The sequence below is a fragment of the Saccharothrix violaceirubra genome, from assembly GCF_014203755.1.
Lineage (GTDB): Bacteria > Actinomycetota > Actinomycetes > Mycobacteriales > Pseudonocardiaceae > Actinosynnema > Actinosynnema violaceirubrum.
The window spans coordinates 316435-336051 of the sequence record NZ_JACHJS010000001.1 but is presented as its reverse complement, the minus strand read 5'-3'; the positions used below and the strand labels follow the sequence as shown (position 1 = coordinate 336051).

At 72.4% G+C, this 19617-nt stretch carries 18 protein-coding genes; 12 read left to right on the top strand and 6 right to left on the bottom strand.

Features of this window, described 5'->3' with window-relative positions; genetic code table 11:
* Positions 1-8 precede the first annotated feature (8 nt).
* Entirely contained in the window at positions 9-1358 is a 1350-nt protein-coding gene (locus tag F4559_RS01705) for an MFS transporter (protein ID WP_184665825.1), read from the top strand.
* 74 nt (positions 1359-1432) lie between these two features.
* Here F4559_RS01705 and pcrA read toward each other — a convergent pair whose 3' ends face one another.
* Positions 1433-3727 (bottom strand): DNA helicase PcrA, encoded by a 2295-nt coding sequence (pcrA, locus tag F4559_RS01700; protein WP_184665824.1) that lies wholly within the window; start codon positions 3725-3727, stop codon positions 1433-1435.
* A gap of 170 nt (positions 3728-3897) precedes the next feature.
* Here pcrA and F4559_RS01695 point away from each other — a divergent pair, with 170 nt between their 5' ends.
* Entirely contained in the window at positions 3898-4203 is a 306-nt protein-coding gene (locus tag F4559_RS01695; RefSeq protein ID WP_312865431.1) for a chorismate mutase, read from the top strand.
* Here F4559_RS01695 and F4559_RS01690 read toward each other — a convergent pair.
* Complete coding sequence (locus F4559_RS01690) at positions 4200-5249, bottom strand: arginase family protein (protein ID WP_184675355.1); 1050 nt, start codon at positions 5247-5249, stop codon at positions 4200-4202. The genes F4559_RS01695 and F4559_RS01690 overlap by 4 nt on opposite strands.
* Before the next feature lie 70 nt (positions 5250-5319).
* Between F4559_RS01690 and F4559_RS01685 the strand changes: the two genes are divergently transcribed.
* The 6 genes from F4559_RS01685 (at position 5320) to F4559_RS01660 (ending at position 12846) form a co-directional block, all read left to right on the top strand.
* On the top strand, positions 5320-5640 hold the full coding sequence (locus F4559_RS01685; RefSeq protein ID WP_184665822.1) for a hypothetical protein: 321 nt from the start codon (positions 5320-5322) through the stop codon (positions 5638-5640).
* A 918-nt stretch (positions 5641-6558) separates the two neighbouring features.
* Complete coding sequence (locus tag F4559_RS01680) at positions 6559-7473, top strand: hypothetical protein (RefSeq protein ID WP_184665821.1); 915 nt, start codon at positions 6559-6561, stop codon at positions 7471-7473.
* A gap of 155 nt (positions 7474-7628) precedes the next feature.
* A complete protein-coding gene (locus F4559_RS01675; protein ID WP_184665820.1) occupies positions 7629-8366 on the top strand; it encodes a hypothetical protein in 738 nt (245 codons plus the stop codon).
* 160 nt (positions 8367-8526) lie between these two features.
* Positions 8527-9447, top strand: coding sequence for a hypothetical protein (locus tag F4559_RS01670; RefSeq protein WP_184665819.1), 921 nt, complete (start codon positions 8527-8529; stop codon positions 9445-9447).
* 370 nt (positions 9448-9817) lie between these two features.
* On the top strand, positions 9818-11167 hold the full coding sequence (locus tag F4559_RS01665; RefSeq protein ID WP_184665818.1) for a serine/threonine-protein kinase: 1350 nt from the start codon (positions 9818-9820) through the stop codon (positions 11165-11167).
* Between the two features lie 95 nt (positions 11168-11262).
* Complete coding sequence (locus F4559_RS01660; protein WP_184665817.1) at positions 11263-12846, top strand: serine/threonine-protein kinase; 1584 nt, start codon at positions 11263-11265, stop codon at positions 12844-12846.
* On the opposite strand, the gene F4559_RS01655 is transcribed toward F4559_RS01660, so the two are convergent.
* Together F4559_RS01655 and F4559_RS01650 are read right to left on the bottom strand one after the other, a co-directional pair.
* Positions 12847-13500 (bottom strand): hypothetical protein, encoded by a 654-nt coding sequence (locus tag F4559_RS01655; RefSeq protein ID WP_184665816.1) that lies wholly within the window; start codon positions 13498-13500, stop codon positions 12847-12849. It abuts the gene before it with no gap.
* A 106-nt stretch (positions 13501-13606) separates the two neighbouring features.
* Positions 13607-14527, bottom strand: a complete 921-nt coding sequence (locus F4559_RS01650; protein WP_184665815.1) for a LysR family transcriptional regulator — start codon at positions 14525-14527, stop codon at positions 13607-13609.
* Between the two features lie 83 nt (positions 14528-14610).
* Here F4559_RS01650 and F4559_RS01645 point away from each other — a divergent pair, with 83 nt between their 5' ends.
* Together F4559_RS01645 and F4559_RS01640 are read left to right on the top strand one after the other, a co-directional pair.
* Complete coding sequence (locus F4559_RS01645) at positions 14611-15525, top strand: DMT family transporter (RefSeq protein ID WP_184665814.1); 915 nt, start codon at positions 14611-14613, stop codon at positions 15523-15525.
* Between the two features lie 183 nt (positions 15526-15708).
* On the top strand, positions 15709-16116 hold the full coding sequence (locus F4559_RS01640; RefSeq protein WP_184665813.1) for an SsgA family sporulation/cell division regulator: 408 nt from the start codon (positions 15709-15711) through the stop codon (positions 16114-16116).
* Positions 16117-16170: 54 nt separating this feature from the next.
* On the opposite strand, the gene F4559_RS01635 is transcribed toward F4559_RS01640, so the two are convergent.
* Positions 16171-16821: a response regulator gene (locus F4559_RS01635; protein ID WP_184665812.1), complete on the bottom strand. Its 651-nt coding sequence runs from the start codon at positions 16819-16821 to the stop codon at positions 16171-16173.
* Positions 16818-18047 carry an ATP-binding protein gene (locus tag F4559_RS01630; protein WP_312865430.1) on the bottom strand — a complete coding sequence of 410 codons (1230 nt, stop codon included), beginning with the start codon at positions 18045-18047 and terminating at the stop codon, positions 16818-16820. Before F4559_RS01630 ends, F4559_RS01635 begins: the two co-directional genes overlap by 4 nt.
* A 110-nt stretch (positions 18048-18157) precedes the next feature.
* On the opposite strand from F4559_RS01630, the gene F4559_RS01625 reads away from it, so the two are divergent.
* Positions 18158-19387, top strand: a complete 1230-nt coding sequence (locus F4559_RS01625; RefSeq protein WP_312865429.1) for a PspC domain-containing protein — start codon at positions 18158-18160, stop codon at positions 19385-19387.
* Entirely contained in the window at positions 19380-19577 is a 198-nt protein-coding gene (locus F4559_RS01620; protein WP_184665810.1) for a hypothetical protein, read from the top strand. The genes F4559_RS01625 and F4559_RS01620 overlap by 8 nt, the downstream gene beginning before the upstream one ends.
* Positions 19578-19617: the final 40 nt, after the last annotated feature.

Genomic DNA, 19617 nt, shown 5'->3' with positions numbered 1-19617 from the left:
GAGGACCCATGACGACCCCCGCGGTCGACCGGCTCTCGGGACGCGACTGGCGCCTGCTGCTCGTCCTGTGCGGCGCGATCTTCCTGGAGGGCGTCGACATCTCCATGACGGCCGTCGCGCTGCCCGCCATCCGCGAAGACCTCGACCTGGCGCCCACGGCCCTCCAGTGGGTCGTCAGCGCCTACGTGCTCGGATACGGCGGCTTCATGCTCCTCGGCGGCCGTGCCGCCGACCGGTTCGGCCGACGCCGCGTCTTCCTGTTCTGGCTCGCGGTGTTCGTCGTCTTCTCCGGGCTCGGCGGGTTCGCGCAGGACGGCGTGGTGCTCGTCGTCGCCCGCTTCGTCACGGGTCTGAGCGCCGCGTTCCTCACCCCGACCGGCCTGTCGATCATCACGACCACGTTCACCGGACCGCGCCGCGACCGGGCCCTGATCGTCTACGGCGCGACCGGCGCGGCGGGCTTCTCGCTCGGCATGGTCGTCGGCGGCCTGCTGACCGGCTTCGGCTGGCGGTGGGTGTTCTTCGCGCCCGTCGTCCTGGCCGCGCTGATCCTCGTCGTCGCGATCAAGGCCCTGCCCCGCGCCGAGCGGCGCACCCCGGGCCGGTTCGACGTGGTCGGCGCGGTGATCGTGACCGCCGCGATGGTCCTGCTGGTCTACGGCGTCGCGGAAGGCCCGAGCCTCACGGCCGTGCTCGGCGGACTCGTCCTGCTCGGCGTGTTCGCCGTCGTGGAACGCCGCGTGCCCGACCCCCTCGTCCGGTTCGCCACGCTGCGCGCCAAGGCGTCGGTCGACATCGCCGCCCTGCTCTACGCGGCGTCGTTCTTCGGCTTCCAGTTCATCCTGGTGCTGTTCCTCCAGGACGAACTGGGCTGGACCCCGTGGCAGACCGGCCTGGCCCTGCTGATCATGGGCATCGACGCCGTCCTCGCGCCCACCCTGACGCCCCGGCTCGTCCGCCGGTTCGGCCTCACCCGGGTCACGGTCGCGGGCCTGGCGAGCGGCACCCTGGCCTACGCGCTGGTGCTGCGTGCCGACACCGACTGGACGTACTGGGACGTGCTGCCCTCGGCCGTCCTCGTCGGCATCGCGTTCGCGCTCGCCTACGGCCCGCTGACCATCGCCGCGACCGACGGCGTGCCCGACGCCGAGCAGGGCCTGGCGGGCGGTCTGCTCAACACCGCGTTCCAGTTCGGCGCGGCGCTGGGCGTGGCGGGCGTGACGGCCGTGAGCGCGTTCGGCACGACCCGGCTCGACGGCTACCGCCTGGCCGTGCTCCTGTCGATCGGGGCGGCCGTGGCCGCCGCCGTGCTCGTGGCGACCGGAGGCACCGGACGACGGACCGCCGGGCCGCGCTGAACACCGGGCCCGCCACCCGCGAAACCCCGGTCCGAACCGATCACCGAGCCCGACGCGCCGTCGACCGGTGCCGCCTAGAGCTTCACCAGCGGCACGCCGCCGATCAGCATCAACCGGACCGTGCCCGCGCCACCGAAGTCGATCGTCGCGGTGGCCCGCGGCCCCGAGCCGTCCACCGCGACCACGCGGCCGAGCCCGTACTTGTCGTGGCTCACCCGGTCGCCCACCTCCAGGCTCAGGGCGGGTGTGTCCTTCCAGTTGGCGTTCGACGGCGCCGGCCGCGGCGACTCCGACCGGCGACCCCACGACGTGGGCGCGGACGGCGCGGTCCGGCGCGGTTCCACCCGACGCCAGTCCAGCAACTCGGCCGGGATCTCGTCCAGGAACCGCGACCCCGGGTTGGCCGCGGGCTGCCCCCACGCCGACCGCACGAGCGCACGGGAGAGGTACAGCCGCTGCTGCGCCCGCGTGATGCCCACGTACGCCAGCCGGCGCTCCTCGGCCAGCTCGGTCGGGTCGCCCAACGCCCGCAGGTGCGGGAAGACGCCGTCCTCCCACCCGGTCGAGAACACCACCGGGTACTCCAGGCCCTTGGCCGTGTGCAGGGTCATCAACGTGACCACACCGTCGGACTCCGCGTCCGGTACCGAGTCGGCGTCGGCCACCAGCGCCACGCGCTCCAGGAACGCGGCCAAGGTGCCCTCGGCCGGGCCGTCCTCGGTCGCCGCGCCCAGGTCGCCGAACTCGCGGGCCACGGTGACCAGCTCGTTCAGGTTCTCCACGCGGGTGTGGTCCTGCGGGTCCTCGCTCGCCTCCAACTCCGCGCGGTACGCGGTCCGGTCGAGCACGGCCTCCAGCACGTCGGCCACGTCGTCGCCGCGTTCGACCAGCGCGCCCAGCTCGTCCAGCAGCTCCACGAACCCGGCGATCGCCCGCTGCGACCGGGGGTTGAGCAGCGGCACCCGCCCCTCCACGGCGGCGCGCAGCGCGCTCGCGAAGCTGATCCGCTCACGCTCGGCGTACGTCGACACGCACGCCTCGGCGCGGTCGCCGATGCCGCGCTTGGGCACGTTGAGGATGCGGCGCAACGACACCGTGTCCTCGGGGTTGGCCAGCGTGCGCAGGTACGCCAGCGCGTCGCGCACCTCGCGCCGCTCGTAGAACCGGACGCCGCCGACCACCCGGTACGGCAGGCCGAGCCGGATGAAGATCTCCTCGAACACGCGCGACTGGTTGTTCGTGCGGTAGAAGACCGCGATCTCGCCGTTGGTCGCGTCGCCCGAGTCGACCAGCCGGTCGATCTCGTTGGCCACGAACGCGGCCTCGTCGTGCTCGTTGTCGGCGACGTAGCCGACGATCTTCTCGCCCTCGCCCAGGTCGCTCCACAGCCGCTTGTCCCGGCGGCCGGGGTTGCGCGAGATCACCGCGTTGGCCGCGGTCAGGATGTTCTGCGTCGAGCGGTAGTTCTGCTCCAGCAGGATCGTGGTCGCCTGCGGGTAGTCGCGCTCGAACTCCTCGATGTTGCGGATCGTGGCGCCGCGGAACGCGTAAATCGACTGGTCCGCGTCGCCCACCACGCACAGCTCGGCGGGCGGCACGCCGTCCACGCCGGTGCCGACCAGCTCGCGGACCAGCGTGTACTGCGCGTGGTTGGTGTCCTGGTACTCGTCGACGAGCACGTGCCGGAAGCGGCGGTGGTAGTGCTCGGCCACGTCCGGGTGGTTCTGGAGCAACTCGACCGTGCGCATGATCAGGTCGTCGAAGTCCAGCGAGTTCGACTCGGTGAGCCGCCGCTGGTAGCTCGCGTACACCTCGGCCACGCGGCGTTCGAGGTCGTTGGCCGCCCGGTCGGCGGCGGTCTCGAAGTCGACGAGTTCGTTCTTGAGGTTCGAGATGTGGATCGCGAGCGTGCGCGCCGGGTAGCGCTTGGGGTCGAGATCGAGGTCGCGGGCCACCAGCGTGATCAGGCGGCGGGTGTCGTCCGAGTCGTAGATGGAGAAGTTGGACGACATGCCCAACGTCTTGGCCTCGCGACGCATGACGCGCACGCACATCGAGTGGAAGGTCGACACCCACATCGCGCGGGCGCGCGCGCCGACCAGGTCGGCCACGCGCTCCTTCATCTCGGCGGCGGCCTTGTTGGTGAACGTGATCGCCATGATCTCGCCGGGGTGCACGTCCCGTTCGGCGAGGAGATGGGCGATGCGGCGGGTGAGCACGCGCGTCTTGCCCGAGCCCGCGCCCGCGACGACGAGCAGCGGCGCACCGGCGTGCTCCACCGCCCGGCGCTGGGCCGGGTTGAGGTCGTCGAGCAGCCGCGCGGACCGGGAGGCGGGGGGACTCGAAGGCAGATCGAACAAGGCGCTCATCGTCGGTCCACGTTACCGGGTGGCACCGACAGTTCCGGGAGCTGTGGCATGATGTCGGGGTGCTCGCGGCCAACTTCGAGTTTTTTTACGGGATCCGGACTCCGGCTCCCGTGGACCGCTAGCGCGCCAAGCCACCACGAAGCCCCGGAGTCCTCGGACCCCGGGGCTTCGTGCGCTGGGGGCAGGCGGACTCGAACCGAGAGAGGCCACACCTCATGAACAGCACCGACACCGCCCCGGACATCGACGACCTGCGCACCGAGATCGACCACCTCGACGCCGAGCTGTTGCGGCTGGTCAAGCGCCGCGTCGAGGTGTCCAGGCTGATCGGCGCCGCGCGCATGGCCGCCGGCGGCACCCGGATCGTGCACAACCGCGAGATCGACGTGCTCAACCGCTACCGGGAACTGGGCCCGGAAGGCCGTGAGCTGGCGATGGCCCTGCTCAAGATGGGCCGCGGCCCGATGGGTCGCTAGGCGAAGGACCAGTACGGCTTCAGGGCGGCGCGGACGAGGTCGAGGTCCGCTTCCGTCCGCCCGTCGTCGTCGGGTACGTAGGCCAACGGGTCGGCCAGCAGGTCGAGCCCGAGCAGGCCCTCGATCAGCGAGTGCAGGCAGAGGGCGGCGTAACCGCGTAGATAGCCGCCCTCCTGCGTGAGGACGGTCGGCAGGTCGAGCGACGCGACCCGCCGGCCGATCGCGCGGTACCCGGCACCGCTCAGGTTGTGCCGGCCGTTGGGATCGAACGCCGAGCCGTCGAACCCCGAGGCGCAGACCAGCAGGTCGGCGCCGAACTCCGCGACGGCCGGGAGTGCGATCTCGTCGAACGCCCGCTCGTAGGCCCGGTCGCCGGCGCCCAGGGACAGCTCGACGTTGACGTTGTGCGGGCCGCTCTCGGCCGGGGCGCCGGTCTGCCGGTGGTTGGCGCCCCACGGGCCGTGCCGCATGTGGACGGAGACGGTGAGCACCTCCGGGGTGTCCCGGAAGATCTCCTGGGTGCCGTTGCCGTGGTGCACGTCCCAGTCGAGGACGGCCACGCGGCGGCCGTCGCGCCGGGCCGTCTCCGCGACCAGGGCGGCGTTGTTGACCATGCAGTACCCGTCGGGCAGGCCGGGCTGGGCGTGGTGGCCGGGCGGGCGGACCAGGGCGTACGCCAGGCGGGCCGACGACTCGTACGCGCTCAGGGCCGTGCCCGCCGCGGCCAGGATCGCCGCCCAGGAGCCGGGGCCGACCACGGTGTTGGTCTCCAGCGCGACGCGTTCGCCCCGGTGGCAGGCTTCGCGGAGTTCTTCGAGGTAGGCGGGGGTGTGCACGCGGGCCAACTCGTCGGGCGTGGCCAGGCGTCCGGTGCGCCACGCGAGGTGCGGCGCGATCGGGCCGATGCGCAGGGCGTGGCGGAAGGTGCGCAGCCGGGCGGCGTTCTCCGGGTGCGGTTCGGGCACGTCGAGCCAGTCCCACTCGCCGGGCAGCTCCCACAGGCCGGTGCCGGTGTCGTGCTCGAGACAGGCGTCGTGCCAGAACATTTCCACGCCAGGGGCATATCAGGGCGATCACGGATGGTCCAGCGACTTCGCCGCCGGGCACACTGAGGTCATGGAAGCAGTTGTCGGCCTTGTCATGGGTCTCATCGCAATCATCGGCGTGCTGGCGACGCTCGCGCACGACGGCTACCTGGCCATGCTGGGCTCGGCCGCGAAGAAGAAGTCGGCGGCGGGTGCGCCCATCGCGCAGTACGTGCGCAGCAGGTACACGGTCGCGGGCGTGACGACCGCCGTGGCGCTCTTCGGTTGGCTGCTCACCACCGGCACCGGCATCTCCGGGGACGTGATCGGCGCCCTGATCGCGGGAGGCGGCGGCCTCGCGGCCGTGAACTCGCTACAGAGCGCCCGCAAGCGCCTGAACAGCGGCGGCTGAACTTCACTCTTCCGAGTGTCACCTCGTGTCACCGGGCTGACCTGGGCGGATTCGGGTGCCGCGGCCACCTAGGCTGGGCGTCCGGGAAGCAGAGGGGTCCGCGCAACCATGGTCATCGGGGAACCGGAACGGTCAGGACGACACCGCCGCCACAACGTGACACCGCCCGCCGGCGGCGACACCGCACACCCGGACACGGGCCGGGTGCGCACACCCGAGGCCATCCCCGCCCAACGCGACCCCTACCGCCCGCCCCCCGTCGCACCGCCGCGACGGGAGCCCGGGCCGGGCGATCGCCGCACGACCCCACCGCCACCCCGTGAGCCGGGTCCTGGCGAGCACACGCACCCGGTCCCCGGACACGGCCCGGTACCGGCCCCTTCCGCGCGGAACGCCCGACCCGGGCGGGTCGGAGCGGCCTCGCCCGACCAGGCCCCACCCGCCCCGATCGAGGTGGCCGGGACCGGACGCACGTCGTCCCGGAAAGTCGGACCTCCTCCCCCCGACCCGGCCGGAACGACCGCGCCCACACAGGTCGGACCCGCCGCGGCCGGGACACCCGCACGGGGCAGGTCCGGCCCGACTTCGCCCGGCCAGGCCAGGCCGACCACGCAGGTCGACCTCCGCTCGCCCCGGACAGGCACCCGGACCGGAGCCCGCCGCACGGACCCGACATCGTCCGGAGCGGGGTCCCCTCCCGACCGGGCCGCGGCGAGCACGCACACGCAGGCCGGGCAGACCCCGTCCGGGAAACGCGCGCGGACCGGGTCGAGGTCGTCCGAGCGGGTCGCCCCGTCCTCTCGTGACAGGACCGGTGCGACTCCGGCCGAACGCCCCGCGCCGGGCGCTTCCGAGCGGGTCGTCCAGGACCGGGAGCACCCCGACCGCCGGCAGCCCGACCGGGAAAGGCGCGAGCCGGTGGGCGGGTCCGGGCGGCGCAAGCCCCGGACGGGCAAGGTCGGTCCCGCGGGTCGTGGACCGGGCGGGCGGCGGGTCGACTCCTCGTCGCCGGACGGACCTCCGCCGCCCGACCCCTTCGAGGACACCACGCCCCTGGCGCCCGTGACCGACCCGGCCGAGGAGACCACCCCCCTGCCCCGGATCTCCGACTCGCTCGACGACGACGAACCCGGCGGGCTGCGGTGCTTCAACATCGGGCTGGTGCCCGCGTCCGTGACGCCGCCGCGCACGTGGAAGCAGGCCGCCTGGTTCGCGGTGCTCTCGTCGGCGGGCGTGCTGATCGGGTTGACGGTCGTCGCGGCCAAGCTGGTCGGGGCCGGCGGGCCCACCGAACGGATCGGCATGCCGACGCCGCGCTACCCCGTCGGCGTCCCCGTGCTGACCGGTCCGGCGACGGAGACGGCGGCCGTCGACCCGCAGGCGCCGCAGGTGCTCGCCGTGCCCGCACCGGTCGAGGTCACGGGCACCGGGTGGGCGCCGACGACCGGACCGACGCGGTCCGCACCCGTCGAGGCCGCGGCGCCCCAGGTGCTCGCACTGCCCGGCGCGGACCCGCAGGCGGTCGGCGGTGCGGCGATCGTGCACCGGACCGAGCGCTTCTACGAGGACCTCGCCACCGACCGCGACACCGCCCTCGGGCTGACCTCGGACGTGTTCCGGTCGGTCGCCGAGCCGCTGTTCGACGGGCAGCTCGCGGACGTCTCCCAGATCGAGGTCACCGAGATCGAGGTCGACCCGGTCAAGGGCGTCACGGTCTCCACCCTCCAGGTGACCCGCAAGGACGGGACCACCAGCACGGAAAAGCGCGAGCTGGTCTTCACCTCCACCGATGACCCGCTCATCGACTCCGAACGGCCCACGGGCAGCGCCTGAGCGTGACCCGCATTCGTCGGGTTTTTCCGCCGATCGAGGGATGCTTCCGTGCCGCCTGCCGCCACGAACGAGTGAACTCCGGTACAGGTCTGGCCCTGTGGCGTCCGCGCACGGTACCTCTTCTCGCTGACGACACAGGCACGAAGGAGTCGCCCGTGCAGCGCACGACTCGGGGTGGCCGACGGCACGGCCGTACCGGCTCGGTCTCGGTGGCGGAACTGATCCGCAGGCAGCCCACGTCACTGCGCGCGCCGGTCCGACGACCGGCCGCCGTCGAGGCGGACGTCGAGCCGCACTCGCGTCCCACGAACCGCACCGCGCGGACCGCCGGGTTCGCCACGGGCGCGTTCGTCCTGGTCGCCGCGGTGGCCGCCGCCACCTTCCTGGCGCATCGGCGCGAGCCCGGTCCGACGAACCCGGCGACGCGGTCGCCGGTCGCGATCAGCGGTGCGCCCGCGCTGCGACCGGACAAGCTGTGGGCCGAACTCGGCGGCACTCCCGCGTCCCTGAGCGTGGCGCCGTTCGCGGACTTCCGGATCGACGAGGCGGCCGTCGTCGTCCCGCCGCCCGAGGCGACCGCCGGATCGAAACCGCAGGTGGACATCGTGCGCCGGTTCTACGAGCTGCTGCCCGCCAAGCCCGCCGCCGCGGCCCGACTGCTGTCGCCCGACCTGGTCGGCACCTCGCCCGGCGAGTTCGTCGCGGCGTGGGAGGGGATCAAGGCGATCACCATCGAGTCGACCTCGCTGCGGCCCGACGGCGCCGTGCACGCGGCGGTGTCGATGCAGGGCCGATCCGGGGACTGGATCAGGGTCGAGCAGTTGTTCTGGCTGACCGACACGACGACGCCCCGGATCGTCGGCACCGAGGTCATCTCCGCCCAGCGAAGCTGACCGTCCGTAACCCCTGGGATCGATTGCAGTCACGGAAAGTTCCATTTATCGACGTTTGATAAGGAAACTTCCGCCAAAGGGGTTACGGATTCGGTCACGATTCGGTATCCATGTTCCCGGTCAGTGAGCGCGAGGCTCGCTCCGGGAAGGGTGAGTTGCGGTGTCGAACGACGACAAACGCCGTCGGCTGGACGGGTCGACGGACCGCCTGTCGGTCGCGGACCTCATCGCCCGGCGCGAGGCCGAGACGCAGCCGATCCCGCGGATCGAGGACGACGAGCCCGGCACCGTCAGGATCGCCTCCCCCCGCACCGACCTGCCCGGCCGAGAACTGCCCGGCCGAGAACTGCCCGGCCGAGAACTGCCCGGCCGTGGACTGTCCGGCCGCGAACTGCACGTGACCGAGCTGTTGCGCCGCGAAGGTCGCGCCGGCGAGGAGGAGCGCGGCGGCGGCATGTCCGTGCCGAAGCTGGTCGCGCTGGCGAGCGGCGGCGTGGTGCTGTGCGGCACGGTCGCGTTCGCCGCCTCGCAGTGGCTGTCCTCGCCCGACGAGCGCCCGGCCGCCGAGGTCCGCTACGACACCCGGCCCGCCGCGCGCGGCACCAACACGATCGGCAACGACCTCGCGGCCGAGGTCCGGCAGTCGACCACGACCGAGGAGACGACGGCCGAGACCACGACCGGGACCACGGTCGAGGACCAGCCGCGGCAGACCGTCGACCGGCCGCGCTCCCAGCAGCCGCAGCCGACCACCACGCAGCCCCCGACCACCGGGACGCCGACCACGACGACACCCGGGTCCACGACGGCCCCGACGACCACCACGCCGACGACGACCGACCCGCCGGCGAACCCGACCACCACGGCCTCGTCCACGCCGGCCTCCGCACCCGATGCCCCGACCGGCGGTCCGTCGTCGGCGCCGTCGACCGAGCCTTCGGTGCCTTCTGCAGCGCCTTCTTCGGAGCCTTCTTCAGCGCCGTCCGCGGAACCCTCCGCCACGCCGCTGATCCCCACGAGCGTCCTGGGCGTCTCGCTCGACCCGATCGGCGCGTTCGACTTCTTCGCCCCGGCGTCCTGAACCCCGACGCCGACACCCCCGGTGACCGATCGGAAACCCTGGGTCGCGGCCATTCGCGGGACGACCGGACGACCCGCGCCCCCGCTCCGTCCGGACTGGTCCGGACGGAGGCAAAATTGGCGATCTTCACCCGAATTGGTGACCTTACGGGCCGGTATCGGGTATCCCTTCCCCGGCGGACCGGCGCTCGCGTGACCTGCGCAACGGGGCGAATGGGGCAGCGGACCGCGAGGTAGGCTCTGCGGGCATAACCGGCCCCGGTCCAGACCAGCGCGCCGACCGGCGCCACCCCGATCCGCACGACGAGGAGCCCGAGCGTGAGACCTGCCGCCCAAGCGCCGGTCACGCAGCGTCCCAGCGGGGTGGTCCGATGAGCACCGACGGCCGGCTGATCGCCGAGCGCTACCGATTCCTCGACCGGATCGGCAGTGGCGCCATGGGCATCGTCTGGCGTGCCCAGGACGAACGGCTCGGCCGCATCGTCGCGATCAAGCAACTGCTGCTCCAGCCCAGCCTCGACGCCACCGAGCAGGACGAGGCCATCCAGCGCGCCATGCGTGAGGGCCGGATCGCCGCCAAGCTGCACCATCCCAACGCGATCGCGGTCTACGACGTCGTCGAGGAGAACGGCGCTCCGTGCCTGGTCATGGAGTACCTGCCGTCGGACAGCCTGGCCGACACGCTCTCCGAGCACGGCCCGCTCGACGACCTGGAGGTCGCCCGGATCGGCGCGCAGGCCGCCGCCGCGCTGGCCGCCGCCCACGCCGCCGGGATCGTGCACCGCGACGTCAAGCCCGGCAACGTGCTGCTCGCGGACAGCGGCCTGGTCAAGATCACCGACTTCGGCATCTCCCGGGCCAGCGACGACGTCACGGTCACCAAGACCGGGCTCATCGCCGGCACGCCCGCCTACCTCGCGCCGGAGATCGCCCGCGGCCAGGACCCGTCGGCCGCGTCCGACGTGTTCTCGCTGGGCTCCACGCTGTACGCCGCGCACGAGGGCGAGCCGCCGTTCGGCCTGTCCGAGAACACGCTGGGCGTGCTGCACGCGGTCGCCGCCGGCCGGATCAACCCGCCGTCGCAGGAGGGCCCGCTCACCGACGTCCTGCTGCGGCTGCTCAACTACGACCCGGCCGACCGCCCGACCATGGCCCAGGCCCGCGACCTGCTCAACGCCGTGGCCAACGGCCGGCCGCCGACGCTCACCGGTCTGCGCCCGGCGAGCACGCCGGGCGTGCTGCCGCTCGGCCCGGCGACCGCGACCACGGTCCTGGACTCGGACCGCACGCACGTGGTCCGGCCGAACAACCGCACGCACCCGCGCACGGCCGACGCGCTGCCGCCGGTCGTCGCGCCGCCGCCGCGAAAACCCTCGAACAACCTGCCGCTGGTGATCGTGGCCGTGACGCTGGGCCTCCTGCTGCTGATCACGATCCTGCTGGTGGCCCTGGACGTGTTCGACACCAAGCAGAAGGACCCGGCGACGCCGCCGGCGACCAACTCGTCCAGCACGGCGGTGCCGACCACGACGACCGCGCCGGTCACGACGGTGCCGACCACCGAGCGGACGGTCGAGACGACCGAGGAGCCGACGACGACGACCCGTGCGGTCACGACGACGACCACGCCGCCGCCGACCACGACCAGCCAGAAGCCGACACAGACCACGACCGTGCCTCCTGCGTCGGTAACGACCACACCGGTACAGGGGAACGGCTGACCACCGTAAGGTGGTGGCGAACCCCGATCGGGTGAAGCACCGTTGTTGTCCAAGTGGCTGGTCGCCACAGCCGTACAACCGCACTGGGAGCAGCCGTGACCGACGATGGCCGCCTGGTCGCCGGCCGCTACCGCCTTGGCCGGCGGATCGGCAGCGGAGCGATGGGCATCGTCTGGCAGGCACACGACGAGCGCCTGCACCGCACTGTCGCCGTGAAGCAACTGCTGTTGCAGCCCGGCCTGGCCGAAGCGGACACCGACGAGGCGAAGCGCCGCGCCATGCGCGAGGGCCGCATCGCCGCCCGCCTCCAGCACCCGCACGCGATCGCCGTGTACGACGTGGCGGAGGACGACGGCCAGCCGTGGCTGGTCATGGAGTACCTGCCGTCGGAGAGCCTGTCGACCGTGCTGTCCGAACGCGGCACGCTGTCCGCGCGCGACGTGGCGTCGATCGGCTCCCAGGTCGCCTCGGCGTTGGCCGCCGCGCACAACGCGGGCATCGTGCACCGGGACATCAAGCCGGGCAACGTGCTGCTGGGCAACGACGGCACGGTCAAGATCACCGACTTCGGCATCTCGCGGGCGACCGGCGACGTCACCGTCACCGCGACCGGGATGCTCGCGGGCACACCCGCCTACCTGGCGCCCGAGGTGGCCAAGGGCTACGACCCGGGTCCGCCCTCGGACGTGTTCTCGCTGGGCTCCACGCTGTACGCCGCGATCGAGGGCACGCCGCCGTTCGGTCTGAACGAGAACACGATCGCGCTGCTGCACCAGGTCGCGGCGGGCAAGGTCCAGCCGCCCAAGCAGGCCGGTCCGCTGACCGCGCTGCTGATGCGCCTGCTGCGCGCCGAGCCGGAGGACCGGCCGACGATGGCAGAGGCGCGCGAGGCGCTGGCCGCCGTCGCGGCGGGCCGGTCGGCGCCGGAGTTCCCGGTGGCCGTGCCGCCGACGCACCCGCCGTCGTGGCAGGGCAAGCCCGTGTCGACGCCGCAGACCGCCGCCACGCGTCCGGTCGGCCCGCCGCCGGCCCAGAACAAGCCGCAGCCCAACGCCACGCGGGTCGCCGCGAACCCGGTCCTGAACCAGCCGCCGAGACAGGCACCGCCGAACCGGCCGGCGCCGCGCCCGGCCGTGAAGGCCGCGCCGCCCGCACGGGGCAAGCGGTCCACGGTGTTCACCGCGCTGGCGATCGCGGGCGCGGCCGTGGTCGGCATCCTGCTGGCGAGCATGCTGTCCGACGGCGGCCCCGAGTCGAAGGCGGGCGCCGACACGTCGACGACCCAGCCGGCCGGCGGCGGCGAGCCGTCCGTGACGACGACGTCGAAGAAGGCCCCGCCGCCGATGCAGACGATCACCGCCGAGCCCTCGGCCGACCAGCAGGAGCAGGCGGTCCGGGACTACTTCGCGGTGCTGCCCCAGGACGTCGACAACGGCTGGGAACGGCTCGCGCCGGAGATGCAGTCCGCGATCGGCGGCAAGGACGCGTACGCGAAGTCCTGGAAGGACGTCACCGGCGTCAAGATCACCAACCTCGCGATGCACGGGCCTTACGCGTACGACGTCACCTACGAGGTCACGAACAAGGACAAGTCGGTCACCAAGGACCGCAAGCTGTTCATCCTCAAGTGGGCGTCGACGACCCTGTACATCTCCCGCCAGGACAAGCTCCAGGTCTGATCAGCGCAGGCCGCGGAACGCGTGCCGCAGGCCGGACGAGACGGTCTCGAAGTAGTCGGTGACCTTCTCGTAGGCCCGCGCGCCGCGGTCGGGCACGGTGTTGGCCAGGTCGGTCGCGAAGTTCACGAAGCCGATCACGAACGCGGTGACCAGCCCGCCGACCCGTTGGGTCGTGACGAGCACGCGGTCGCGGGCCAGCGGGAACCGGTCGCCGAGGTCGGACACGGACGCGAACCAGCGTTCGAGCGCCTGGTCGACGCCGGCCTTGGCGAACGCCTTCAGCTCCTCGACGTCGATCCGGAACGCGTGCGCGTCCTGGTCGTGGTGGTACCGGTTGGCCACGTCCTGGGCCCGCACCTGCACGTCGTGGCGGACGCACTGGACCGTCTCCTCCAGGGACGCGAGCAGTACGCGCATCCGCGAGTCGGCCTCGCCGTCGTCGAGCCGCACGCCCGGCAGCCGAGGCACGGAGTCCAGCGTGGACGTGCTGGGCAGCGGGTAGGGCCCGGCGGGGTCGACGTGGCGGCCTTCGCGGTCGCCGTCCGTGCAGCCGATCTCCACGGCGTGGGCGGTCGCGGCGAGGTGGTGGGCGAAGATCGCGCCGACGGTGGCGCGGAACGCCGTGGACGTGCTGCTCGGCAGGATCGTGGTCATCGTCGGCCGCCTTTCGAGTACACAGGGTCCGTTCGTTGTACGCGTGATCGACGGCGCGTGGGCCGCAATCGTGCGCGCACCACGCGATGGGACGAGCAAGCGCCTGTCAAGGTGAACGACGCTCTTGCCCGTGTGATCTCCCGGCGGTCTTCAGCGCCTCGATCAGGCTGGTCACGGCGGGCGATCCGACGGCCTCGTCACGGACGGCCACGCAGATGGTCCGCATGGGTTCCGGGTGCCGCAGGCGGCGCACGACCACGCCGTGGTGCACGACGTCGAGGCTGAGCCTGGGCGCGATGGTGACGCCGAGCCCGGCGGCGACGAAGCCCTGCGCGGTCGGGTGGTCGTCGGCCTCGACGACGATGTTCGGGCTGAAGCCGGCGCCCGCGCACGCGTCGAGCACGATGTCGCGGCACGGTCCGGGCGGCACGACCGCGTCGACCCAGGGCTCGTCGGCGAGGTCGGCCAGGTCGACGACGCGTTTGCGGGCCAGGGCGTGCCCACGCGGCAGCACGGCGACGTACGGGTCGTCGAGCATGTGTTCCAGGTGGACGCCGCGTGGTGCGGCGACGCCGGGTACCGGGATCACGACGGCGATGTCCGCGCGACCGGCCTCGACCTCGACCATGGGGTCGTCGGGTTCGGTGAGCTTGAGGTCGAGCTGCACGTCGGGGTGCCCGGTGCGGAACGCGGCGACGGCCGGCGGCACGAGGGCGGCGCCCGCCGTGGCGAAGTAGCGGACGCGCAGCCGTCCGGTGCGGCCGGCGCGCAGGTCGGCGAGGGCGGCTTCGGCCTCGACGATCCGTTCGGTGATGCGGCCCGCGTGCTCGGTGAGCAGCCGGCCCGCGACCGTCGGCCGGACGCCCCGGCCGACGCGGTCGAGCAGGGCGAGCCCGGCCTGCTTCTCCAGGGCGGCGACCTGCTGGCTGATGGCGGACGGGGTGTAGCCGAGGTTCGTGGCCGCGGCGGTGATGGAACCGGTGGTCACGACGGCTCGGAGGACTTGGAGGCGGCGTACGTCCAGCATTGGCCCGACCTTACAGTTGAACTTAACTGTCATGCAGTTCTATTCACTTGTGCTGATGCTTTGTGTAGCGCACTCTAAGGCCTGTGAACAACCGGGGCACGCTGGTCAGATTGGGTGTACTCGCCCTGCTGTGGGGGTCCAGCTACTTCTGGATCAAGATCGCGCTCACGGGGTTCTCGCCCGTGCAGATCGCGTTCGGGCGCACCGTCCTGGGCGCGCTGGTGCTCGTCGCGCTCGCCTACTCGCGCGGCCACCGGCTCACGCGCGACCGCCGGGTGTGGGGGCACCTCGCGGTCGCGGCGCTGTTCGCCAACCTGATCCCGTTCGTGCTGTTCGGCATCGGCGAGCAGAGCGTCGACTCGGGGGTCGCGGGCGTGCTCAACGCCACCACGCCGCTGTGGACGCTGACCCTGGGTCTCGCGCTCGGCTTCGAGCGCAACCGCAACCCGGTCCGACTCGCCGGGCTGCTGCTCGGCTTCGTCGGCACGCTGCTGATCTTCGCACCGTGGCAGAAGGGCGGCCTGGCGAGCTGGGGCGCGCTCGCCTGCCTGGCCGCCGCCGCGTCGTACGCGGTCGCCTACACCTACATCGGCCGCACGCTGTCCGGACGCGGCCTGTCGTCGATCGGCCTGTCGTCCGCGCAGCTCGTGGCCGCGACCGGGCTCACCGCCGTGGTCGTCCCGGTCGGCGGGCTCCAGCCGATGCACCCGGACTGGCGGTCGGTGCTGGCCGTGGTGATCCTCGGCGTCTTCGGCACGGGCCTCGCGTACATGATCAACTACCGGCTGATCGAGGACGAGGGCCCGACCAACGCCACGACCGTCGGATACCTGCTCCCGGTCGTCTCCGTGCTGCTGGGCGCGGCGGTCCTGGACGAGGAGCTGAACCTGCGCGTCGTGGCCGGCATGCTGGTCGTCCTGGTCGGCGTGGCGCTCACCCGGAGGCAGCCTGCGACGGCCGTCACCCCGGTCGAGGAGCCCGCGACTACGCGCAAGTGATCCCGGATAACGCTGTGTTACTTGGCGGTAAACCGTGCTGAGACAAGCGACCTGGGCAAACGGGTGTACTTGAGGGCAGGGCCTCCCCCGATCGCGTGGTGTTCGGCAGAACCACGTCCCGATCCGCGTTCTCGGGCGTCTCCTCTCGTGAGAGCGGAAGTCCGAGCGGGAAGGCCACAGCACATGAGCACCGAGAGCATCACCACCACGACGACGTTCCACCTCCTCGTGCCCGGCGTCGCGCCGACACCCGTCGAGGCCGAGCTGCACTATGAGCCCGAGGACCCGTACGCGGTCGCCGTCCTGTTCCACACCGGGCAGGGCAAGGTCGAGTGGATCTTCGCCCGCGACCTGCTCGCCGACGGCCTGCTGACCCCGTCCGGCGAGGGCGACATCCTCGTCCGCCCGGCCGCCGACGACGCCGAGCGCGTCCTGGTCGAGCTGAACGCGCCCACCGGCTTCGCGATCCTGTCCGCCGAGGCCGAGGCCGTCGCCGAGTTCCTGGACATGACCTACGACGTCGTCCAGCCCGGTGAAGAGGACCTGTGGATCGACTTCGACCGGGAGCTGGCCAAGCTCGTCACGAACTGACCGCCGGCCGCCAACCCTCGGACACGCAGGGGGTCCGAGGGCCGGACGACCCGTTCAGACCAGACGACGGTCGGAGGCCCAGCGTGACAACTCGTAGCGGTTGGAAAGCTGGGTCTTGCGCAGGACGCTCGACACGTGCGTCTCGACCGTCTTGACCGAGATGAACAGCTCGGACGCGATCTCCTTGTAGGCGTAACCGCGCGCCAGCAGTCGCAACACGTCCCGCTCGCGGGGGGTCAGCAGGTCCAGTTCCGGATCGCTGATCGGCGCGGCGCCCGGCCGGTCGGCGAACGCGTCCAGGACGAAGCCCGCCAGGCGCGGGCTGAACACCGCGTCGCCTTCCGCCACCCGCACGACCGCGCGCACCAGCTCCTGGCTGGAGATCGTCTTCGTCACGTACCCGCGCGCACCCGCCCGGATCACCGCGATGACGTCCTCGGCCGCGTCGGACACCGACAGGGCCAGGAACACCACCTCGGGCAACGCCGTCCGCACCTGGCGCAGTACCTCGGCACCGCCGCCGTCGGGCATGTGCACGTCGAGCAGCACCACGTCGGGTCGGTGGTGCCCGATCCCCGCGACCGCCTCGCCGACCGAACCCGCCTCGCCGACCACGTCGATCTCGTCGGTGATCGAGTCGAGTTCCGCGCGGACACCCGCCCGGAACAACGCGTGGTCGTCGACGAGGAACACCCGGACCGTCATGTCCTGGCCTCCGCTCTCCTGGGCATCATCAGCTGCACTTCCGTCCCCTCGCCCGGGGCGGTGCGCAGCCTGACCTCGCCACCGTGCCGGTCCATCCTCCCCCGGATGGAGTCGGCGAGGCCATGCCGGTCCTCGGAGACGGTGTCCGGGTCGAAGCCCTTGCCGCGGTCGCGCACGAACACGGCGACCTTCTCGGGCTCGACCTCGGCGTACACGCTGATCTCGCCCACGCCCGCGTGCTTGGCCGCGTTGACCATGGCCTCGCGGGCGGCGTTCATCAGGGCGACCAGGTTGTGGTCGAGTTCGCAGTCGCCGACGACGACCTGCTGCACGCTCAACGCGAACGCGTCCTCGACCTCGCCCGCCGCCTTGGCGACCGCGGCCGACACCGTGGTCGGCCGGGAGTCGCCCTCGACCGCGTCACGGCCGTAGAGCCAGTCGCGCAACTGCCGTTCCTGGCCGCGCGCGAGGCGCTTGACCTCACGGGAGTTCTCGGCCTGCTTCTGGATCAACGCCAACGTCTGGAGCACGGAGTCGTGCAGGTGGGCGGCGATCTCGGCGCGTTCCTCGGTGCGGATGCGGACCCGGCGCTCCTCGCCCAGGTCGTTGATCAGCTTGAGCCACAGCGGAACGGTGAGCACGCCCACGCCGCCGAGCGTGGCGACCACGGCCACCAGGGCGAACTGGAGCTGGTCGAGCCCGTAGTTGTTGATCAGCAGCACGCCGATGCCGATGGCGACCAGCGCCACGCCCGCGCCGACGCGGATGATCGCCGAACGCCCCGAGCCGAGCAGGCCCGAACGGGCGCCGTCACGCCAGCGGCGGCGTTGCGCCTCGTCCGCCTCGCGCCACACCACGGCCGCGCCGACCAGGGCGACGGCCAGCGGCCCGGTGATCCAGCCGTTGACCGGACCGGTCAGCAGGCCGGTGAGCACGGCCGCGCCGATGCCCAGCGCGACCAGGCCGAGCGCCTGCTGGCGTTCCTTGGGCTCGGGCGTGCTCTCGGGCGTGCCGACCGGCGGCTGCGGCACGAACAACCACAGCAGGCCGTAGGCGACGACGCCCACGCCGTTCAACGCGGTCAACGCCGCGAACACCGCGCGGACCCAGAACACCTCGACGCCGATGTGGTCGGCGATGCCTCCCGCGACGCCCGAGACCACCCGGCCGGTGCGGCGGCGGCGCACGGGTGTGTACTGGCGCGTCGTCTCCACCTGCGAACTCACCCCAAGATGGTCACACGGACGGGGAGCCCCTACATCAGGGTTCCACCCGATGCCCGGTTCAGGGTGCCTCCCCGATGTGTGCCGCGCCCGCGGCGAGCATGCTCGTCATCGTGAGCGGGAACCTGAGCACGGCGGGCGTCGAGGAGACGCTCAAGGACTTCTGGGCCAGTCGGCCCAGGCGACCGCAGGCGGGACGCAAGATCGCCGGCGTCGCCGCGGGTATCGGTGAGCGGTACCGGATCGACCCGGTGATCGTCCGGATCGCGTTCGTGGCCATGGCGCTGTGCAACGGTGCCGGCTTCCTCATCTACCTGCTGGGCTGGTTGTGGCTCGCGCAGAGCGACGACCAGGTGTCGCCGGCCGAGGCCCTGCTGGGCCGGGGCCGCAGCTCGACGCCGACCCCGTTGACGATCCTGCTCGGCCTGGCGGTGTTCCCGGCCACCGGCTTCTTCGTCGACGGCGGTTTCACGATGGTGGCCGGCGTGCTGCTGTCCGTCGGCGGCGTCTACCTGCTGCACCGCAACCGGGGCGCGCTCAACCGGCCGGCCCCGACCCCGGAGGTGACCATGGACCAGTCCGCCGACGGTCGGACCGATCGGCACGCCACCGTCCCGCCGACGGCGACGCCGTCCGGACCGCCCGCGTGGGACCCGCTCGGCGCGGCGCCGTTCGCGTGGGACCTGCCCGAGCCGACGCCGGCCGTGGTGTACGAACCGCCCCCGCCGCCGGTACGCCGGCGCCGCTCGCGGGTGGGCAAGGTGACGTTCGGCCTGGTGATGCTCGTGGTCGCGGGTTCCGCGATCGCCTCGGACTCGGCGGCGTGGTTCACCGCGCCGCACGTGCTCGGCCTCGTCGTCGCCGTGCTGGGCCTGGGCCTGGTGGTGGGCGCGTTCCGGGGCGGTGCGCGCGGGCTGATCTGGCTGGTCGTGCCGCTGGCCCTGGCGGGCGTCGGGATGACGTCGATCGACGGGTCGTCGTTCGGCTCGGAGCGGATCGGCGACTACCGGGACACGCCCACGTCGATCGAGCAGGTGCAGCCCCGCTACGACACGAACGCGGGCGAGGTCGTGGTGGACCTGCGGGAGCTGCCGACGACCGGGTCGGTGCGCACGACCGTCGAGGTCGGTGTCGGGACGGCGCAGGTGTTCGTGCCCGAGAACGCGGACGTCACGGTCACCTGCGCGGCGGAACTGGGCTCGTTCGACTGCCTGGACCACAAGCAGGACGGCGCGGACCGCGAACAGCGGGTCGTGGACAGCGGGGCCGACGGTCCCGGCGGACTCAAGATCGAGCTGGACGTGCGTGCCGGCGTCGGAGAGGTGATGGTGACCCGTGGCTGAGGTGGAGACGAACCGGGGAGTCGACGTGGTGGGGCTGGTGTTCGGGGTCTCGGCCCTGGTCGCCGCCGCCTACATGCTCTCCGACGGGAAGTCGTGGCCGGCGTTCCTGGACGTGCGCTGGCTGCTGGCGGGCGGTGCGATGGTGATCGGCATCGGTTTGCTGGCCGGCGCGGCCCGGCGCAAGCGCTGACCTCGCGGAAGGAAGAAGGGCCGTCCAACTTTCGGGGACC